Raw genomic sequence first — 16592 nt, 5'->3', positions numbered from 1 at the left:
AGCACAGCCTTTGCATGAGGCTGTGCTTTTGTTCATTTAACGATTTCTAATCTTTAGCACATAATTTGCATTCAAAATGATCAAAACAACACCAATGACCATGATTGAGAAAAGCTGAGAGTGATTGGCTCCAAGGGAATACACAATCAAAATAAACATGGCGCCGGTCAATAGAACATTCATCATTTGATACGTGTGAAACAGTCCGCCAAGCATCACATGCTTTTCGCCTTCGTCTGAAATAGCGAGCAGCTTTTTACTATAATCTTTGTCAGATGGACTTGGCAGGTTGCGATTAGGGTAGACAAGCTTTAGAACAGATATCGCTATATATGAACTGATAATGGAGACGATAAATAAAGCAGCATTGACGAGAATCAACCAAATGGGCTGCTCGGTGACGATCGCGATACCGATGGCAACAATGGAAAAAATGGTACTTACCGTATTGGCTAAAGTCAAATCAGTAAAGGTCCGATATTGTTTTGCCTCCAGTTCATCCTCTTCATCTCCAGAAACCGAAAGAGATACTCTTTTTTTCATACGTGAAATCCCTGAAAAACAATAAATAATCAATAAAATCGTCAATCCACTGATGACAAGAGTCGCTTCAAATGCAACATCAAGAAGTGTCATTTCAAATTCGGCTGCCAGCAGACAGTAAGCGCCGAGAAAGCCAAGGAGAGCACCTAAGAGCATTTTGTATACAGTTTTCATGAGAGTTCATCCTCCTCGAATAGAAAAATACGTTCAATGGGTTCCTGAAAAATTCGTGAAAGCTTAACAGCGAGCAATAGAGACGGCATTAACTCATCTCGTTCCATTAAGCTGATGGTTTGACGAGAGACCTTTGCACGCTTTGCAAGCTCAGTTTGGTTTAAACCATCTCGCGCACGAAGCTCTTTTAACCGATTTTTCATTCTGTCACCTCAATTTTGGTTGAAATCTTTCCTTGATTGTAAAGCATTATATTCATTTTGACAAGTAAAGTTGTCAAAATGATAAAAATAATTGTCAGAAAGATCATCTTTATTGAAAAGGTGAACCATGATACGCTAAAGGAAAGAGAAACAGAAAACAGGTGATGTCCGTGTTCATTGATCAATTAAAAAATGACTTACATCAATCACAACCGTTGTTCATTGGAGAAGAGACAGCGTTCAAAGCAGCAGTCCTTATCCCTTTGGTGCAAGTAAATGGAGAATGGCATATATTATTTGAGGTACGATCGTTGACCATGAGAAAACAGCCGGGGGATATTAGCTTTCCTGGGGGCAAGCTTGACGGCAGCGAAACTGCACAGGAAGCTGCACTGCGAGAAACACATGAAGAGCTGGGCATTCCGCCAGAATCGGTCGAGATCCTTGGACAGCTCAGTCCTTATATCGCTTCTCCATCTTTTGTGGTATACCCATATGTCGGTATCATTGATGAGCAAAAAGTGAAACACTCCTTTAATCAAGAAGAAGTAGAGGAGACTTTTACCGTGCCTCTATCATGGCTCAGCCAATATGAGCCATACTTACATCATGTATCCGTTCAGCCAACACCAGGAGAGGACTTCCCTTATGAAAAAATCATGAATGGTGAAAAATACAGCTGGGGAAGCCGTTCGATTGAGGAATGGTTTTATGATTACGAAAACTACACCATATGGGGATTAACAGCCCGCATATTAAAGCATTTTGTGACCGTTACAAAAAGAAATTCCTAGAGAATCGCTCTCTAGGAATTTGTTGTATTCAGACGGTCCTTCGCTGTTTGTTGACCTTTACTTATTGAAATAGGGGATTTTGCTTGGCTCAGTCCGTAGGAAGGCATGTTCACGTAGATGGATTCATACGAGCCGGCTTGAATTTGGTACGTTTCATGATAAATTCCGACGGCGTCATTATTTCGTGTTCTTTGGTTAAATTCTTTCCAAGCAGCCAAATGCTTCTCCATCTTGGCATAGGCAAGGAGGTCATCTGTTGATTTCCAATATTGAATCATCGCTGTCGTGCGTAATCCAAAGTAATTCTCTGTCCCAAGAAAGCCAAGCTCATCTTGATGGGTATACAGCTCCTTGATCATGCCAGGCATCGCCATGAACACAGGCAGCCATTGATGAATGGCCCAGCGTTTGTTGATCCTCATTCCGATGATGAACACAACAATCGAATCAGAATTGTCCGTTGTAAATCTACCCGCACGTATGTCTTTTTTCATTCATTTACCCTTCCTTCTTCATCGAATGGAATGTGTCCACGCACCAATCAATTCCTGCTTGAGCCACTCTTTTTCCATAATCTAAAGTAAACAGCCAATACTTCGCATCCGCTTCATCTGGATAAAGCTCTTGAATGTTTTGTTCAATTGAAACATAAGTTTCATAACGAATACGAAGCTGCCGCTCATAATCCTGTAAAAGCACTAGTTTCTTCTCAAACGAAAGATATTGACCAAAGAATAACTTTAATAACACCTCATTACGCTCTGTTGGTAACTGATCGAGCGGCTGCGCCAGCCACTCTCTTAACGTATTCAGTCCTTTTTCAGTCAAATGATATTCCCGCTTGTCTGAGCGGCCAGAAGCAGCAGCAGGAGAAACTTCCGCAAGGCCTTCCTCGACTATTAACTTTAAAGCTGGATAAATTTGTCCATAACTGATTTTCCAAAAATGATGCAGGCTTCTATCAATTAATTGCTTCACTTCATACCCTGACTTACAATCAGTCGTTAAAATACCTAAAATCGCATACGTCGTATCATTGTATTTTTTCATATCAGCACACCTATCTAAAAGATATATCTTTTAGATATATAATAAATGATGTGAAGTGGCAGATACAAGGGGTTGTTGAAAAATAAATTCGATAAAGGGAGTGGATATTTACCTGATTTTGTTAATCGGAGAGGTTAATCACTCATATATATGGATGATCATTCATCAGATTATATATTGGAGGGGTACGTATGAGTAAATCGAAAATCTGGTTTGTGGCTGTCCTGACGGTATTAGTCCTTGGTGCAGTCAGCTGGTCAGCCTATCAAGCAATCGGAAAAAAGAGTGCATTGAATCAATCCTACGCCTTTGCGCAAAAAACAAAAGAGGGCGTGAATTGGTTTAAGGTAACGGAGAGAAAAGGGAAAGTAACCGGTCACTTGAATGAAACCATTTTAGAAGAAAGTCCGGAAATGCATTTTGATCCGAATTTATTTAAACATAAATATCAATTAACTGGAAAAGCAATTGAAAACGGTTATGAATTTGAAGTGAAGCGAGGGAAAGATCCGGTGATGTATGAAGTACATGTTGCTGGAAAAGATCTTTCTGTGAAAAAACAAGGTGAAAACAAAAGCATCACTTACAAAGCAGTTGATCAAAAAAAGTTAAATGCGTATCAAAAAGCCATTCAAGATCGATATGATGAGTTAATTGATGACTCAGAAACTAGATTTTATGATTATTTAAGAGACTACATCAAGAAAGTAACAGGCGCTTATGGTTATCTGTATACTGCGGAGGATGGTACATACCAACTATTTCTACAAGTAAAGCACATGCATATTGAGTCTGAATGGTCAGGGGCCTTTCTAATGAGAACAGTTCCAGGGGATGGTGGTGAACCTTATAAAGAGACGAAACATAAAGCGGGTGGTGTTTCTGATGGAATCATGTTTGATATCAGTACCTATCCTCAAATCGAAGAGCACAAAACTGGTATTATCGTAGGCTCAACGAATCGAGGTGCAAAATCAATAAAACTTCCTCTGAAAATAGCAGGCGGCATCGTAGAATTTAAACCAGTCTCGAAGCAGGAATATCAAAAACAATCTGAAGCATTTAAAAAGCAGGCAGAAGAAAAGAAAAAATAGATGTTGATAACCAGATGAATGAATAAATTTATCTGGTTTTTTATAATGAAAATAGTTATTTGTGGAAAAAGGAGGAAGGTAAACGCTTCAACTAATTAAGGAAAATGAATTTGGGTATATAGACCTTAATAATTTTTAGAAAAATAAATGTTGACGCTTTCATATAATCAATATATACTAAAAACAAATCCAATATGAATAAATTAGACATGTGACTGGTCATGCAGGCAGGATCTAAAAACGATGAATTTCTTTTATTTGTCGTTTTAGGTCCTTTTTTTATTGCCAAAATATAGGTCTCATGTATGAGAAAAGGGGGAGAAAAAATGGATTACACACAAGTTGCCAAAGACGTTTTACAGCATATAGGCGGCAAAGAAAACATTGCGCACCTTGAGCACTGTTCAACAAGACTTCGCTTCACGCTAATTGATCAGAAAAAAGCAGATGTACCAGCACTAGAAAAAACACCAGGTGTCATAGCTGTCAGAATGTCAGGACAATGCCAAGTGGTGATTGGGAATGACGTCATTGAAGTGTATCAAAAGGTAACAAGTTTAATAGGCAGCAGCTCATCAAGCCAAGATGTGCCATCCAATCAGCCAAAAGAAAAGAGAAAAGCAGGCACAGTCCTGTTAGATTTCATTGTCGGTGTCTTCCAGCCTCTTGTACCAGCTATCGCAGGCGGAGGAATTTTAAAATCATTTCTTCTCCTTTTCTCTTTATTAGGCTGGATGGATGCAAAGGGACAAACCTATCAAATACTGAACATGGTAGGTGATGCACCACTTTACTTTCTGCCTTTATTAGTTGCTGTAACGACGGCGAATAAACTAAAAGTAAACCCACTGGTCGCATTATCAGCAGTCGGTGCGCTCCTTCTGCCGAACATGACAGCAATGCTTACAGAAGGTGCGCAATTACTGTCATTCGATGTAAAAAATATAGCTTATGCGTATCAAGTGTTTCCGGCAATCCTTTCTGTATTGCTTTACGCGCAAATGGAAAAATTCTTTACGCGGTTTTCACCAAAACCAATTCGGATTTTCTTCGTTCCGATGATGTCATTGGTCATTACTGTACCAGTTACGTTACTTCTGTTAGGACCGATTGGTTTTACAGCGGGGCAAGGCTTTTCATCTATTATTCTTGCGATGTTTAATACGGTAGGCTGGGTAGCTGTCGCAATTTTAGCAGCGGTCCTCCCATTCATGGTTGCTTCAGGCATGCACAAAGCAATGGTCCCTTATGCAGTCACAACGATGGGAACCCTTGGGAAAGAAGCACTTTATTTACCGGCATCACTTGCGCATAATATTGCGGAAAGTGGAGCGTGTTTTGCTGTGGCAATACGCACAAAAGACAAGGTACTCAGATCAACAGCCATTTCGGCAGGGATTTCAGCCTTTTTTGGTATCACAGAGCCGGCGTTATATGGTGTGACACTTCAAAATAAGCGAGTCCTTGGAAGTGTTATGATTGGTTCGTTTGTTGGCGGAATTTTCATTGGTTTAGTTGGTATACAAGCCTTTGTGCTTGTTGGCCCTGGATTAGCAAGCATGTCGATGTTTATATCAGATGAACTTCCGCGAAATCTGATGTTTGCTATCATTGGAGCAGTCATTTCATTTATTGTCGCATTTATCGCTGCTTTTGTATTAGGTAAAGATCGAACAGTAGAAGAAAAGACAAAGGACCAAGCTGCATTTGCTGAACAAATTGGAGCAGGAGAAACTTTCAAAAGCCCTGTGATTGGTCAAATGATCTCTCTATCTGAAGTAAAAGATGATATTTTTTCTTCAAAGGTCATGGGAGACGGAATTGCCATTGTACCTTCAAAAGGAGCACTTTATGCACCAGTAGATGGTGAGGTGACCTTGCTGTTCGAAACAAACCATGCGCTTGGTATGAAAACGGACCAAGGGGTTGAAGTATTATTCCACATCGGCATTGACACTGTTCAGTTGGAAGGACAGTATTTCTATCCAAAAGTGCAGGCAGGAGATCGTGTTCAAGCAGGAGATTTATTGATTGAATTTGATCTAGAAAAAATCATGGAAGCAGGATATGATCCAGTAACACTTGCTGTAATCACAAATACAGATCAATATGATATTAAGGTACAGCCATTACAAGAGGTCAATCGTCAAGATACATTGATGGTTGTTACACAATTAGGAGGCTAATCATATGACAAAAATCAAAGGTTTTCCAAAAGGATTTTTATGGGGCGGTGCCATTGCGGCTAACCAGGCAGAAGGCGCCTGGAATATAGATGGAAAGGGACCGTCTGTTGCAGATATTGCAATGTACCGTTCCAACTTGAGTGTAGAAGATTATGAAGGTCATCTTGCTGTTACCACTGAAAATATAGATCGTGCAATGAAAGATCCAGACGATAAAAAATATCCAAAACGCAGAGGTATCGATTTCTATCATCACTATAAAGAGGATTTGGCTCTCTTTGCAGAAATGGGATTTCAAACACTTCGGATTTCTATTGCATGGAGTCGTATCTTCCCTACTGGAGAAGAAGCGGAACCGAATGAAAAAGGGCTTCAATTTTATGATCGTGTCTTTGCAGAAATGAAAAAACACAACATAGAACCGATCGTGACTCTCTCTCATTATGAAATGCCTTTAGCGCTTAGTGTGAAATATAATGGCTGGGTTGAAAGAAAAGTCATTGATCTCTTTGTTAAGTTCGCCAATGTATGTTTTGAACGATATAAACATGATGTGAAATATTGGCTCACCTTTAATGAAATTGATAGTATTCACCGCCACTCTTTCATTACAGCAGGAATTATTCCTGATCGCTGCCCAGAAGGAAAAGTGGAAGAAACGGTGTACCAAGCACTTCATCATCAATTTGTCGCATCTGCTATCGTAACAGCAGATTGCCATCGCATCATCCCAGGCAGCCAGGTAGGATGTATGCTGACAAAATTGACAACGTATCCGCATACGTGCCACCCGAATGATGTGGAACAAGCTTTGAAACAAAACTTAGAAAACTATTTCTATGCAGATGTTCAGGTATTTGGCGAGTATCCGCCACTGATCAAGCGCATGCTTGAGAGAAAAGATATTCATATTCAAATGGAAGCAGATGACCTTACCATTTTAAAAGAAAACACAGTAGATTTTATCTCATTTAGCTACTATATGTCTTTAACGGAGTCAGCCCAAGAAGGATTAGAAGAGACAGAAGGGAACACAATTCGCGGGGTTAAAAACCCTTACCTTCCTTCAACTGACTGGGGCTGGCAAATTGATCCGGTTGGTCTGAAAATTTCTTTGATCGAATTGTATGATCGTTATCAAAAACCTCTTATCATTGTCGAGAACGGCATGGGTGCAAAGGATGTAGTTGAAAGTGATGGCTCTATCCATGACGACTATCGTATTAACTATTTTAAAGAGCATTTCCGTCAAATGAGAGAAGCGATTGATGAAGGTGTCGATCTCTTTGGATATACGAGCTGGGGCTCGATTGATATTATTAGTGCAGGTACATCACAAATGTCAAAACGCTATGGCTTCATTCACGTCGATCAAGATGATGACGGGAACGGGACATTAAAACGATCTCGAAAAGATTCATTTTATTGGTACCAAAAAGTCATTGAGACAAATGGTGAATCGCTTGATTGAACACCACAATCATGAAAACAGGTGATGACGATGTTTAAAATCAAAAAAGTTTTAAACTCGAGTGTGGTCCTGGCTGAAGATCAGAACCAACAGGAGATGGTATTGTTCGGCCGAGGAATTGGCTATGGACAGAAACCAGGTCAAATGATAGAAGAGAAAAAAGCGGACCAAGTCTTTATGTCAGTTGATAACATGAGAGCAAAAGAATTTCTTCAACTGTTAGATTCAATGCCTCAGGAGTTTATCGATTTAACTCAGCACATCGTCCAATATGCAGAAAAACGTTTAAACTCAACTTTAAATTCAGGTGTTTATTTTACCTTAATGGATCATTTGAATTTTGCAGTGGAACGTCATAAAAAGAATATTAATATTACGAATCGCGTGTATCGCCTTTCACTTAATTAATGCATTAGGTGAAAAATCCGATTCGAAAGATGGTATGAAATATGCCAAGATGATCGGGAGTATTGTCAATCTTGTGCGCTATACATTGAATATGAAAATGGATCAAGAGAATATTCATTACAGCCGGTTCATTACACATGTGAAATTCTTTGTAGAAAGATTTTATGCTGATAAATTATTATCAGATCAAGAAAATGAGTTATTTGAACAAATTGCACACTTATATCCTCAAGCGATGGATGTTGCTTTTAAGATCAAAGACTATATTAAACAGGTGCATAGTATCGTCATTCCTAATGATGAGCTTACTTATCTTGCGGTACATATACACCGCCTCATATCTTATCAGCAACTAAAATAAATGTGGAACCACTTGCCCTGATGAGGCGAGTGGTTCTTTGTATGACCAATATTTTTATTAAGTTCCGATAGGTCGTTCTGTTGTACCAGGATTTTCATCATTTAATGAATTGAAAGCCCCTGTTTGTCCTAAAACAACGATGGTTAAAGCGATAATCAATAAACTCATTTTTTTCATATGAATTCCCCCAGTCAATGATAGGATGTTTCATGCGATCAGCTTCCTTTAAAAAGAGATAGGCTTGATGAATTGCTCCCAGCTCTTCAAAGTGTTTTGCAGCTAATGCACTTAATTCACAGGCTCCTTCAGCATCCTTTAATTTTTTAAGAATGCTGATTTCATCGAAACAGGCTTGAGCTTTTTGAGCCATATCTTCAGTGAAATATAGATGGTAAAGCAAATTCATTTTTGCTGTATAGATGGGGCACTTCTCTGATTCATGTTTTTGATTCACCAATTCGAAGTAATAGAGAGCTTGTGTCCTTTCATCGATAGAAAGCAGCTCTTTCATTAACATGTACATGGAGTGATGAAAGTAACACGAAGAGAGATAGTCTTCATCACTAAGAGCCTTTTCTAGGGCATCGATACATTTTTTTGATTCGCCAGCTTCGGCGTACAAAATGCTGATATTATGATAAAGCTGTGATGTTAGAAAATGATCGTTGAGACTGTCTGCGATGTGTAATGCTTTTTTGTAGTAGTCTTCTGCTCTTATAAAGTCACCAATGTCCATATAATTAGCAGCGGCGATGACAAAGGCTGCAGCTAGTCTTCTCTCATATCCTTCATGACTTTTGAAAATATCAATAGCATTCTGAATGTAGTGTAGAGAAATCAGGCTTTGACGAAGCAGCATATATAAGTTGGCGATTTTCGTATGGAATTCTGCTACTTCTATTTCATCAGGAATGTGTTGTAGTTTTTTCTCGGCAATTTTAAACAGTCCAATGGCTGATGCATAGTCTCTTTTATATGAAGCGTAAAGGGCTTTGTATAGGTAAAAATAGTATTCAATTAAGTCGTTTGTTTTAGAGGGGCAATCTGGTTCTGTGTGTTCCTTCAGTTTTGTACCTCTTCGTTCATATAACATGAGCTTATACTTGCCTTCTAGCAATGAGTAATAGGTCAAGACCTCCTGATTCTCTTCCATTTTTTGAAGTAATTCTTTTAATTCTGTATACATTGCTTTTGCACTGTGTACATCATGCTTGCGAATTGCAATTCTCCAATCATTTAAACGATTCCCCACCTGTTCAGCAGAAATGATAGCCATGGAAATTTCACCTCTTTAAGATCCTTTCACCTGTTTCATAAAAAACGATATCACAATTTTTGGAAAAATATAATCGTTTCTGTGAAGTGATTGACAAGAGGTAATAAAAGGGACCTAAGGTCATGTGATGTACGATATTGTAAGGGTGATTGCTTGTTAGCACAAATGAATAAAATCTCTTTTTGGAAGTCTAAAAAAGGAATATATACAATGGATTTTATGATAATGAACGAAAATATCACTGGTATATTTGGAATAAAGAAGTTTTAGCTATTTCAGAGGGAAAATGGAAGGTCGATCTAGGAAAGAAAATCATGTATGATGTTGCTAGATCATGAGATAAGAAACTGATAGATGCAGCCAAAAGTAAGTATTAAACACAAACTTAGACCTTTAGAAAGGATGTTGAAATGAAAAAAAGATTTCCAAGTTTAAATAGATAAATCACAGTCATTATCGCGACTCTGTTACTTGTTTTAGTGACTGTTTATATGTCAAAGAGATACTTTTATAGCAAAGAAATTGAGCTGCTGACAGAATCTTGTCAACAAGCTGGCGGCAAAATCATCTTAGAAACAAATAGTTTGTCTATGGATTACTCGTTTGAGTGCCAAAAAAAATAGAACAGGCAGTTTCCTGCCTGTTTGTTCTCAAATTAAAAACCTAAATCTTGCAGCCATTGATTTAATCTCATTTCTCGATTCTCGGCAGTTGAGTGATCATATCTTCCTAGTTGTAAACTGGCTACAATTTCCCCGTCATTCATAAACATGATTCTTTCAGAACGAAGAGCCACCTTGGGGTCATGTGTGACAAGCAGCAGTGTTGCTCCTTCAGCGTGGATCATTGAAAAAATATTCATCACTTCTTTTGTTGTACTGGAATTAAGAGCACCTGTTGGTTCATCAGCGAAAAGTATGTCTGGTTCATTCATGAGCGCTCGGCAGATAGCGGCTCTTTGAAGCTGTCCTCCCGATACTTCTGTCAAATATCTATTTGCCAAATGATCAATATCGAGTTTTTTCATTAAATATTGAGCTCGTTCATTCAATTCTTGTCTTGGCTTTTTCTTTGCTAAATAAGCTGCAGCTATGATGTTGTCAAATAAATTAAGATTTTTTAATAAGTGGCTGTGCTGAAAGACAAACCCCATCTCTGTTAAGCGCAGAGCAGTTAACTGTTTGTCTGTCATTTCTGATAGTGATCGGCCTTTATATTCGATCTCTCCTGTTGAAGCTGTTTCTATGCCGCTAAGCTGATAAAGTAATGATGTTTTCCCGCATCCAGAAGGTCCCATAATGGTCACGAATTCCCCATGCTTTATCGATACATGAATATCCTTAAGAATGGTTTGTTTTTGTCCTTTTAATGAATTGATATGCAAAGACAATCGCTTCGTTTCAATCAAGTGTTCCATGTGAAACATCTCCTTATAAAAGTGTTTGCCTTGTCGTTTGACTAGAAAAAAACGTCTTCAATAACCAGGTGGTCAAAGCTAAATTGACAATAAATAGTGTAACGGGGTACACAACTGACACCCATTGTGGTGACAGCCACTGGAGGCTCGACGCCCCTAATGTTGCTCCTCCTATACTCATCAAAGCAGGACCAATGGTATTGACCGCGATTGTTCCAATAAAGGCGCCAAAAGAAAGAACAGCGATAAAACTCGTTATATATTGTACTGTTATATCTGTTATAGAAAATCCAATTGTTCTTAGCATGTGGTTTCGGCTTGAATCTTTCGCCTTTAACATGTGCAGAAACATGAATAGCATTAAGCTGGCGGTTCCAAAGGCAGCTAATGCAGCAAAAAATGCAATGACTTTTACAATAGCTGCTGTGCTGCCGATCGTTTGATGAACGTATTCTTTCATATCTGTCACTTTTGCAGGAGATACCTTCTTTTCAAATACTGTCTTTTTCTCTGCGATATTTACTCCTGGTTTTAGTCGGATTTGAACGGTTTGCCAAAGAGCTGTTTGAGGAAATGGCTGTGATATTGCTTTTGCTGTTTTGCCTCCATTGGTCACGTCCTGATAAATACCTGTTACCGTTCTTTGGATTTCATGCCTATTAGTTACGAGAGTGATTCTTTCTCCTATCTTTTTCTGAAGTGAATCTGCATTTAATACGGATAAGGCAATTTCTTCATTCTTTAAAGGCTGCCGTCCTTGTAAATAGTTGAGGGGAAATGCTGAGAGCTCACCTGTTTCTAAGTAGAGCGTTTCTAATGTGTTCTCTTTTGATTTCACCTGAAGAGAAGTAGTTTTATAGATGGCTGCTGTTTGTATGCTCTGATCTTCACGAATCATTGATTCTATTTCGTTTGTATTTTTCGCTAGATGATTCCCTTGGCGTATATCCATTCGAAGGTCACTTTTACCAGAGCCAAGGTATGTGATGAAATCCGGTGATTGTAAGGTATGCCATAGCTGAATAGGCATGAGCATTAAAAATGTACAGAGTGCAATAATACAAGAAATCGTTGTGTACAGCTTCTTTCGTGATATCAGATCTTTTAAACCCAGCCAGATATTGATTGGTATGAACCTGCTTTTCTTGAGGTGCATAGGTATTTTTTTCTTGTGATTCGGTGAATTGATAACGCCTTGAAGTGCTTGAGCAGCTGATATTTGACCAAACTTTCTTAGGACAGCATAGCTGCAAGAGATGACGATCATTGCCGTCGCAATAGAAACAAAAAGCGGGATTAACCAATGAGCAAAAGAAGGCTGATTCCCCATGTAACGGTGAATATTGGTTGTAAACATATCACCAAATATAAGCGTTAACACATATCCTGCTATACACCCTGCACAAGCAAGCACGGCATACTTTCCAACGTATAATTGCTTGATTCTTGTTAAAGGGATCCCAAGCACCTTCAGTATGCCAATTTCACGTTCATCTTCTTCTATAGAAGCCGTCATAGCAAGATGGAGAGAGAGAAGGGCTATACTGATGAGCAGCAGGCAAACAAGCAGGAGAATGGCAATGACCATTCCATCTGTCAATGCATTCAGCATACGCAGTAAAGGTAGTGTGACAGCTGGGCCTTGTTGTGGCAGCTGTGATGATTGATAGATTGCTTGAAAAGCATCTGTCTGCGCGGCATCCTGTAGTAAAAATTCGATTAAGTACTCTTTTTGTTGAAACACTTGATTTATTGCGTCCCAATCCTCGTTATGAAGAAGAAATCTTTTTGAACTGACAAGACTGGGGTTCATTTGTGCATCTCGCAAGAACGTTTTGATACGAAAGGTGAATTGATTAGCTCCTTTCTCAATCAGTAACGTTTCACCTATGTTGAGATGATACTTTTGTTGAAAATAAATTGGGACAGCCACTTCGCCTTTATTGACCGTGAGCTTTTCATTTTGTTCGTTTAACAGGAAATCGAAATCACGATTTTGCTTCACAAATAAATGATCCATCACACCTGCTTTGGCAGGCTCATGTCCGAACCTGATGTTTGCATGTTCAATTGGTATCATTGGGACGATTTGATGGGCTTTTACCATGGACTGCTTGCTTGAAAATGCTTCAATGTCTTTTTCATTTAGGTCGCCGTCATGCATTTGGACAAAGTCTGGCGCTTTGGCAGAATGGAGCAGGTTAGAAATGGAACCATTCAGCTGTACGATCATTTGAGCTGCACTTGCTGCGAGAAATGAAGTCATCATGATGCAAATGGTTAAGCCGATTGAAATAAGACGGTGACGGGTTAAGTCTTTCTTTATAAACGCTAATCTCATGAGGCTGATTCTCCTTCATGCTGAAGCATATTTTTTGTTAAGCAGGCTAGTGCAAACATGAAAGAACTGACGATGAGCACCGTCACATACATGGTGGCTGAAAACGTATTGAACAAAAATCCATACATCATTTGGCCAAGCGGAGCAGCACATTGAGAAACCATTGTCAGATTGGCCATCACTTTTCCCAACTGATGATTTGGTGTTTTCTTTTGAACATGTGAAATCACAACGATTGAGATCATAGTCAGCAGCATAGCAATTGGAAGGCATCCTGCTAAAAAGAGAAAATAAGCTGGATAAGTGCCAAATTGAAGAGCTGTTTTGGATGTTGAGAACGCCACAGGCAGCAAGATGACTGCGATGACAAGAAGCCAGCGATATAAAGTAGGAATGCGCCATCGCTTCGCTACAAGTCCAACTAGCAGAGCCCCTGCGATGACAGCGAACTCAATCAAGCCCATGCCTATTCCATACATGATGTCACTGCTCTTCATTGTGACCCTTAAAATGATTGGTCCCCCAACAATAAAAAATGGTGTAAGGATGAAATTTAACATTGCGGCAAGCAGCATGGCCCTTTTTAAAAATGGCTGACTGCCAATATAAGAAAATCCTTGTTTCATATCTTTTATGAGCACTTTGCCCATAGACTCTGTCAGCGGACTAGGGGAGAAGGAAATGTTTAACCTTAAAAGCATGCAGGCTGATAGAAAAAATACGATGGCACTTGCACCGATGATGGATTGGCTTCCAATCATTCCGTATAGAACTCCTCCGATAATAGGTGCGAGAACACCTGAAAGTGCCTGAACGCCATTGACAATGCCGTTTGCTTGTTCTAATTGCTCTTGTTTCACTAGCTGTGGAATGCTGGACATGACAGCGGGAGCATAGAACGTACTCATCACGCCAAGCAGTATCATGACAGCTCCGATCATATAGAGTGAATCATTTCCCGAAAATAACCAAAAATAAAAGGCAAGAATCATCATGCCGGTGAGGACATCAAATAAAATCATTAAGTTCCTTCTGTTAAACCGGTCAGCGATTGCACCAGCTAACGGGGAGAGAAGGAGCGGGATATTGGATAAAGCGAAAAGTAAGGCATATAAATCAACTCGATGCGTCATATCCAGTACGTGTAAAGATAGAACAAACCGAATGAGAGAAGATCCGAAAACGGAAATAATCTGTCCGAGAACGAGGTATATAAAGTGGGATGAGCCTCTTTTGGATAACAAAGACATAAATATCACTCTCCTTTAGACCGACCGTCAGTCTATAATGTATGCAGGATTGGTATTGAAGTGACCAATCACTGATTATTTTCATCCAGCTCTCCAGATAATCGCTTGAGCAGGAAGGAAAAACTTCCCTTTTTTGCATGCAATGAGGATTCGAGTATATCGATAAAAGCTAAAGCGCGTTGTATACTTTCTTCGGCTGACCATTGAAAAAGGCCTTCATCAAATATGACCTGTGCAGAAGCAAGAAGGAATTCAACCGTCTCTTGCGGATACTTCGTTTTGAATGTCCCTTCCTCTACACCTTGCTGAATGACATCTGCCAACACTGGTGATAGTTCTTTAATGGCTTTGATTAAGCTTTTTTGATGCATTTCTGCATTAGAAGGCTGATGAAACTGATCAATCATGCCCTGTTTATGGCTTCCTTGCTGAGGTGATTGCGCCATGATGATACGAAATAGTTTGTCAACGACTGGAAGGTCTGGCTCAGCCGCAATACGCTTTGCCACGATGATATCTTCTTTGATGATCCTGTCAATAATGGCATCCATTACTTCTTCTTTGGATGCAAAGTAGTAGTAAAAGGTGCCTTTTGCAATGCCAACGGCTTTTAATATGTCAATAATCGTTGTTTTCTGATAGCCTTTGGTTGAAAAAAGCGCTTCGGCTGCGTTTAATATGTCATTTTTACGTTCCTCAGGATGTTTAACGGTTCTCATAAAGCCATCCTTTCTTTTAACTAGACTGTCGGTCGGTTCTTGATTTGATTAAACACTTTTCAGGGTGTCTTTGTCAATGGCTGGTTTTTAAACACTTTGCGTTTATTGTTCAAAGACACTATGATACATTGAATGAAAAAACCTTCAGGGGAGATGGCAAATGCAATTTTTGACCAGTGAATTGGCTCAAGAAATGGTTGAACGTACGATGTATATTTTACATAAAAACATCAATGTGATGAATTCAGATGGTGTCATTATTGGTTCTGGTGAACGAAACAGGATTGGCCAGAAACATGATGGTGCACGACTTGTGCTGACAAGCGGGAACAGTGTGGAAATTGACCAGGAGACCTCTTTGCGCTTAGAAGGGGTGAAACCTGGGATTAACTTGCCTATCTGCTTCCATGAAAAAGTAGTTGGTGTGATTGGAATTACTGGTGAACCAGAGGACATTCGGCATCATGCCGAGCTGGTGAAGATGGCAGCAGAACTGGTGTTAGAGCAATCTTTCCTTCTTGAACGGGTTCAATGGCGTCATCGAATAGAAAGTGAAATTGTCAATCAGCTGATTTCATATTCTGATGCTGGGGATCATCAGCTGAAAAATCGAGCGGCTTGGCTGGGAATGGATTTAGACAAGCGCCGAATGGCTATTGTTTTTCAGCCAGTTCCCTCCTCAGAGGATGCTGTTCATAAATTGATGCATGCGATTCAATATGATAAGAAGGCAGATGATTTACTTGGCATGACCTTTTGTCATGAATTGATCCTTTTAAGTCAGCCCATACCTGAACATCAAGTAAAGCAGGCGGCAGGTCATCTGCAAAAAACAATGCAAAGAGCAGTAGGAAGCCAAGTGTTAGTGGGGATAGGGACTGTCGCTGAAGACATCAGCCAGCTGCCAATTTCTTTTCAGCATGCGAGAGAAGCCCTGAGGTTAGGGAAGGCTCTTGATCCGGAGGAAAGTATGTATTTCTTTGAGTCTTATCAACTGGAAAGCTTCTTCATGATGGCGGGAATTGCTGAAAAGAACAGTCGATGGATTGACTTTTACAAGCCTTTGACACAAGAAGCAGAGCTCGCCCATACATTAAGGGTTTACATTGAAGAGGGCGGTGATTTGCAAAGAATTGTTGATCGTTTATTTATTCATCGAAATACATTGCGTTATCGTTTAGACAAAATTCAAGGATTGACCGGAAAAGACCCTCGTCATGTAAAACAGTTAATCGAGCTTTATATGGCGCAGCTAATGACTCAACTTTCTTGATTGTGCAAATGCACAATTCGGTAGAGTGGTCA

14 protein-coding genes and 1 pseudogene are annotated in these 16592 nt (G+C 39.5%); 6 read left to right on the top strand and 9 right to left on the bottom strand.

The features are described 5' to 3' along the window. Positions 1 to 36: 36 nt before the first annotated feature. Positions 37 to 717 (bottom strand): DUF3169 family protein, encoded by a 681-nt coding sequence (locus tag NSS65_RS18985; protein WP_041118373.1) that lies wholly within the window; start codon positions 715 to 717, stop codon positions 37 to 39. Beyond that, entirely contained in the window at positions 714 to 920 is a 207-nt protein-coding gene (locus tag NSS65_RS18980; protein ID WP_003215336.1) for a helix-turn-helix transcriptional regulator, read from the bottom strand. Before NSS65_RS18980 ends, NSS65_RS18985 begins: the two co-directional genes overlap by 4 nt. A 170-nt stretch (positions 921 to 1090) precedes the next feature. Here NSS65_RS18980 and NSS65_RS18975 point away from each other — a divergent pair, with 170 nt between their 5' ends. Further along, a complete protein-coding gene (locus tag NSS65_RS18975; protein ID WP_095409975.1) occupies positions 1091 to 1714 on the top strand; it encodes a CoA pyrophosphatase in 624 nt (207 codons plus the stop codon). Positions 1715 to 1725: 11 nt separating this feature from the next. Here NSS65_RS18975 and NSS65_RS18970 read toward each other — a convergent pair whose 3' ends face one another. Next, positions 1726 to 2208 carry a DUF4188 domain-containing protein gene (locus tag NSS65_RS18970; RefSeq protein ID WP_061110314.1) on the bottom strand — a complete coding sequence of 161 codons (483 nt, stop codon included), beginning with the start codon at positions 2206 to 2208 and terminating at the stop codon, positions 1726 to 1728. A gap of 4 nt (positions 2209 to 2212) precedes the next feature. After that, positions 2213 to 2764: a PadR family transcriptional regulator gene (locus tag NSS65_RS18965; protein WP_061110313.1), complete on the bottom strand. Its 552-nt coding sequence runs from the start codon at positions 2762 to 2764 to the stop codon at positions 2213 to 2215. A gap of 191 nt (positions 2765 to 2955) precedes the next feature. Here NSS65_RS18965 and NSS65_RS18960 point away from each other — a divergent pair, with 191 nt between their 5' ends. The 4 genes and pseudogenes from NSS65_RS18960 (at position 2956) to NSS65_RS18945 (ending at position 8284) form a co-directional block, all read left to right on the top strand. Beyond that, the gene (locus NSS65_RS18960) at positions 2956 to 3858 is read left to right on the top strand and encodes a hypothetical protein (RefSeq protein WP_061110312.1); all 903 of its coding nucleotides are present in this window, start codon (positions 2956 to 2958) and stop codon (positions 3856 to 3858) included. 326 nt (positions 3859 to 4184) lie between these two features. After that, positions 4185 to 6044 (top strand): beta-glucoside-specific PTS transporter subunit IIABC, encoded by a 1860-nt coding sequence (locus NSS65_RS18955; protein ID WP_326135181.1) that lies wholly within the window; start codon positions 4185 to 4187, stop codon positions 6042 to 6044. Between the two features lie 4 nt (positions 6045 to 6048). Next, positions 6049 to 7515, top strand: coding sequence for a glycoside hydrolase family 1 protein (locus NSS65_RS18950; RefSeq protein ID WP_144496477.1), 1467 nt, complete (start codon positions 6049 to 6051; stop codon positions 7513 to 7515). A gap of 30 nt (positions 7516 to 7545) precedes the next feature. Continuing rightward, positions 7546 to 8284 (top strand): annotated as a pseudogene (locus NSS65_RS18945) (PRD domain-containing protein). A gap of 97 nt (positions 8285 to 8381) precedes the next feature. Here NSS65_RS18945 and NSS65_RS18940 read toward each other — a convergent pair. The 5 genes from NSS65_RS18940 to NSS65_RS18920 form a co-directional block, all read right to left on the bottom strand. Beyond that, positions 8382 to 9560, bottom strand: coding sequence for a Rap family tetratricopeptide repeat protein (locus NSS65_RS18940; protein WP_144496476.1), 1179 nt, complete (start codon positions 9558 to 9560; stop codon positions 8382 to 8384). A gap of 655 nt (positions 9561 to 10215) precedes the next feature. Next, complete coding sequence (locus NSS65_RS18935; RefSeq protein WP_070326222.1) at positions 10216 to 10977, bottom strand: ABC transporter ATP-binding protein; 762 nt, start codon at positions 10975 to 10977, stop codon at positions 10216 to 10218. A gap of 13 nt (positions 10978 to 10990) precedes the next feature. Further along, complete coding sequence (locus tag NSS65_RS18930) at positions 10991 to 13318, bottom strand: ABC transporter permease (protein WP_326135182.1); 2328 nt, start codon at positions 13316 to 13318, stop codon at positions 10991 to 10993. Continuing rightward, positions 13315 to 14568 carry an MFS transporter gene (locus NSS65_RS18925; RefSeq protein WP_120208002.1) on the bottom strand — a complete coding sequence of 418 codons (1254 nt, stop codon included), beginning with the start codon at positions 14566 to 14568 and terminating at the stop codon, positions 13315 to 13317. The genes NSS65_RS18930 and NSS65_RS18925 overlap by 4 nt, the downstream gene beginning before the upstream one ends. 68 nt (positions 14569 to 14636) lie before the next feature. Further along, positions 14637 to 15287: a TetR/AcrR family transcriptional regulator gene (locus tag NSS65_RS18920; RefSeq protein WP_075621420.1), complete on the bottom strand. Its 651-nt coding sequence runs from the start codon at positions 15285 to 15287 to the stop codon at positions 14637 to 14639. A gap of 160 nt (positions 15288 to 15447) precedes the next feature. On the opposite strand from NSS65_RS18920, the gene NSS65_RS18915 reads away from it, so the two are divergent. Continuing rightward, the gene (locus NSS65_RS18915) at positions 15448 to 16560 is read left to right on the top strand and encodes a sugar diacid recognition domain-containing protein (protein WP_326135185.1); all 1113 of its coding nucleotides are present in this window, start codon (positions 15448 to 15450) and stop codon (positions 16558 to 16560) included. The last annotated feature ends 32 nt before the right edge of the window (positions 16561 to 16592 follow it).

Source organism: Bacillus sp. FSL K6-1006, assembly GCF_038593175.1.
Taxonomy (GTDB): Bacteria; Bacillota; Bacilli; order Bacillales; family Bacillaceae; genus Bacillus; species Bacillus safensis.
The sequence above is the reverse complement of the archived record's forward strand: the minus strand, read 5'-3'. Positions and strand labels throughout refer to the sequence as shown.

Coding starts and splice junctions, on each gene's coding strand:
- NSS65_RS18985 (WP_041118373.1), bottom strand. CDS start 717: ATGAAAACTGTATACAAAATGCTCTTAGGTGCTCTCCTTGGCTTTCTC.
- NSS65_RS18960 (WP_061110312.1), top strand. CDS start 2,956: ATGAGTAAATCGAAAATCTGGTTTGTGGCTGTCCTGACGGTATTAGTC.
- NSS65_RS18965 (WP_061110313.1), bottom strand. CDS start 2,764: ATGAAAAAATACAATGATACGACGTATGCGATTTTAGGTATTTTAACG.
- NSS65_RS18940 (WP_144496476.1), bottom strand. CDS start 9,560: ATGGCTATCATTTCTGCTGAACAGGTGGGGAATCGTTTAAATGATTGG.
- NSS65_RS18980 (WP_003215336.1), bottom strand. CDS start 920: ATGAAAAATCGGTTAAAAGAGCTTCGTGCGCGAGATGGTTTAAACCAA.
- NSS65_RS18950 (WP_144496477.1), top strand. CDS start 6,049: ATGACAAAAATCAAAGGTTTTCCAAAAGGATTTTTATGGGGCGGTGCC.
- NSS65_RS18925 (WP_120208002.1), bottom strand. CDS start 14,568: ATGTCTTTGTTATCCAAAAGAGGCTCATCCCACTTTATATACCTCGTT.
- NSS65_RS18970 (WP_061110314.1), bottom strand. CDS start 2,208: ATGAAAAAAGACATACGTGCGGGTAGATTTACAACGGACAATTCTGAT.
- NSS65_RS18955 (WP_326135181.1), top strand. CDS start 4,185: ATGGATTACACACAAGTTGCCAAAGACGTTTTACAGCATATAGGCGGC.
- NSS65_RS18930 (WP_326135182.1), bottom strand. CDS start 13,318: ATGAGATTAGCGTTTATAAAGAAAGACTTAACCCGTCACCGTCTTATT.
- NSS65_RS18915 (WP_326135185.1), top strand. CDS start 15,448: ATGCAATTTTTGACCAGTGAATTGGCTCAAGAAATGGTTGAACGTACG.
- NSS65_RS18935 (WP_070326222.1), bottom strand. CDS start 10,977: ATGGAACACTTGATTGAAACGAAGCGATTGTCTTTGCATATCAATTCA.
- NSS65_RS18920 (WP_075621420.1), bottom strand. CDS start 15,287: ATGAGAACCGTTAAACATCCTGAGGAACGTAAAAATGACATATTAAAC.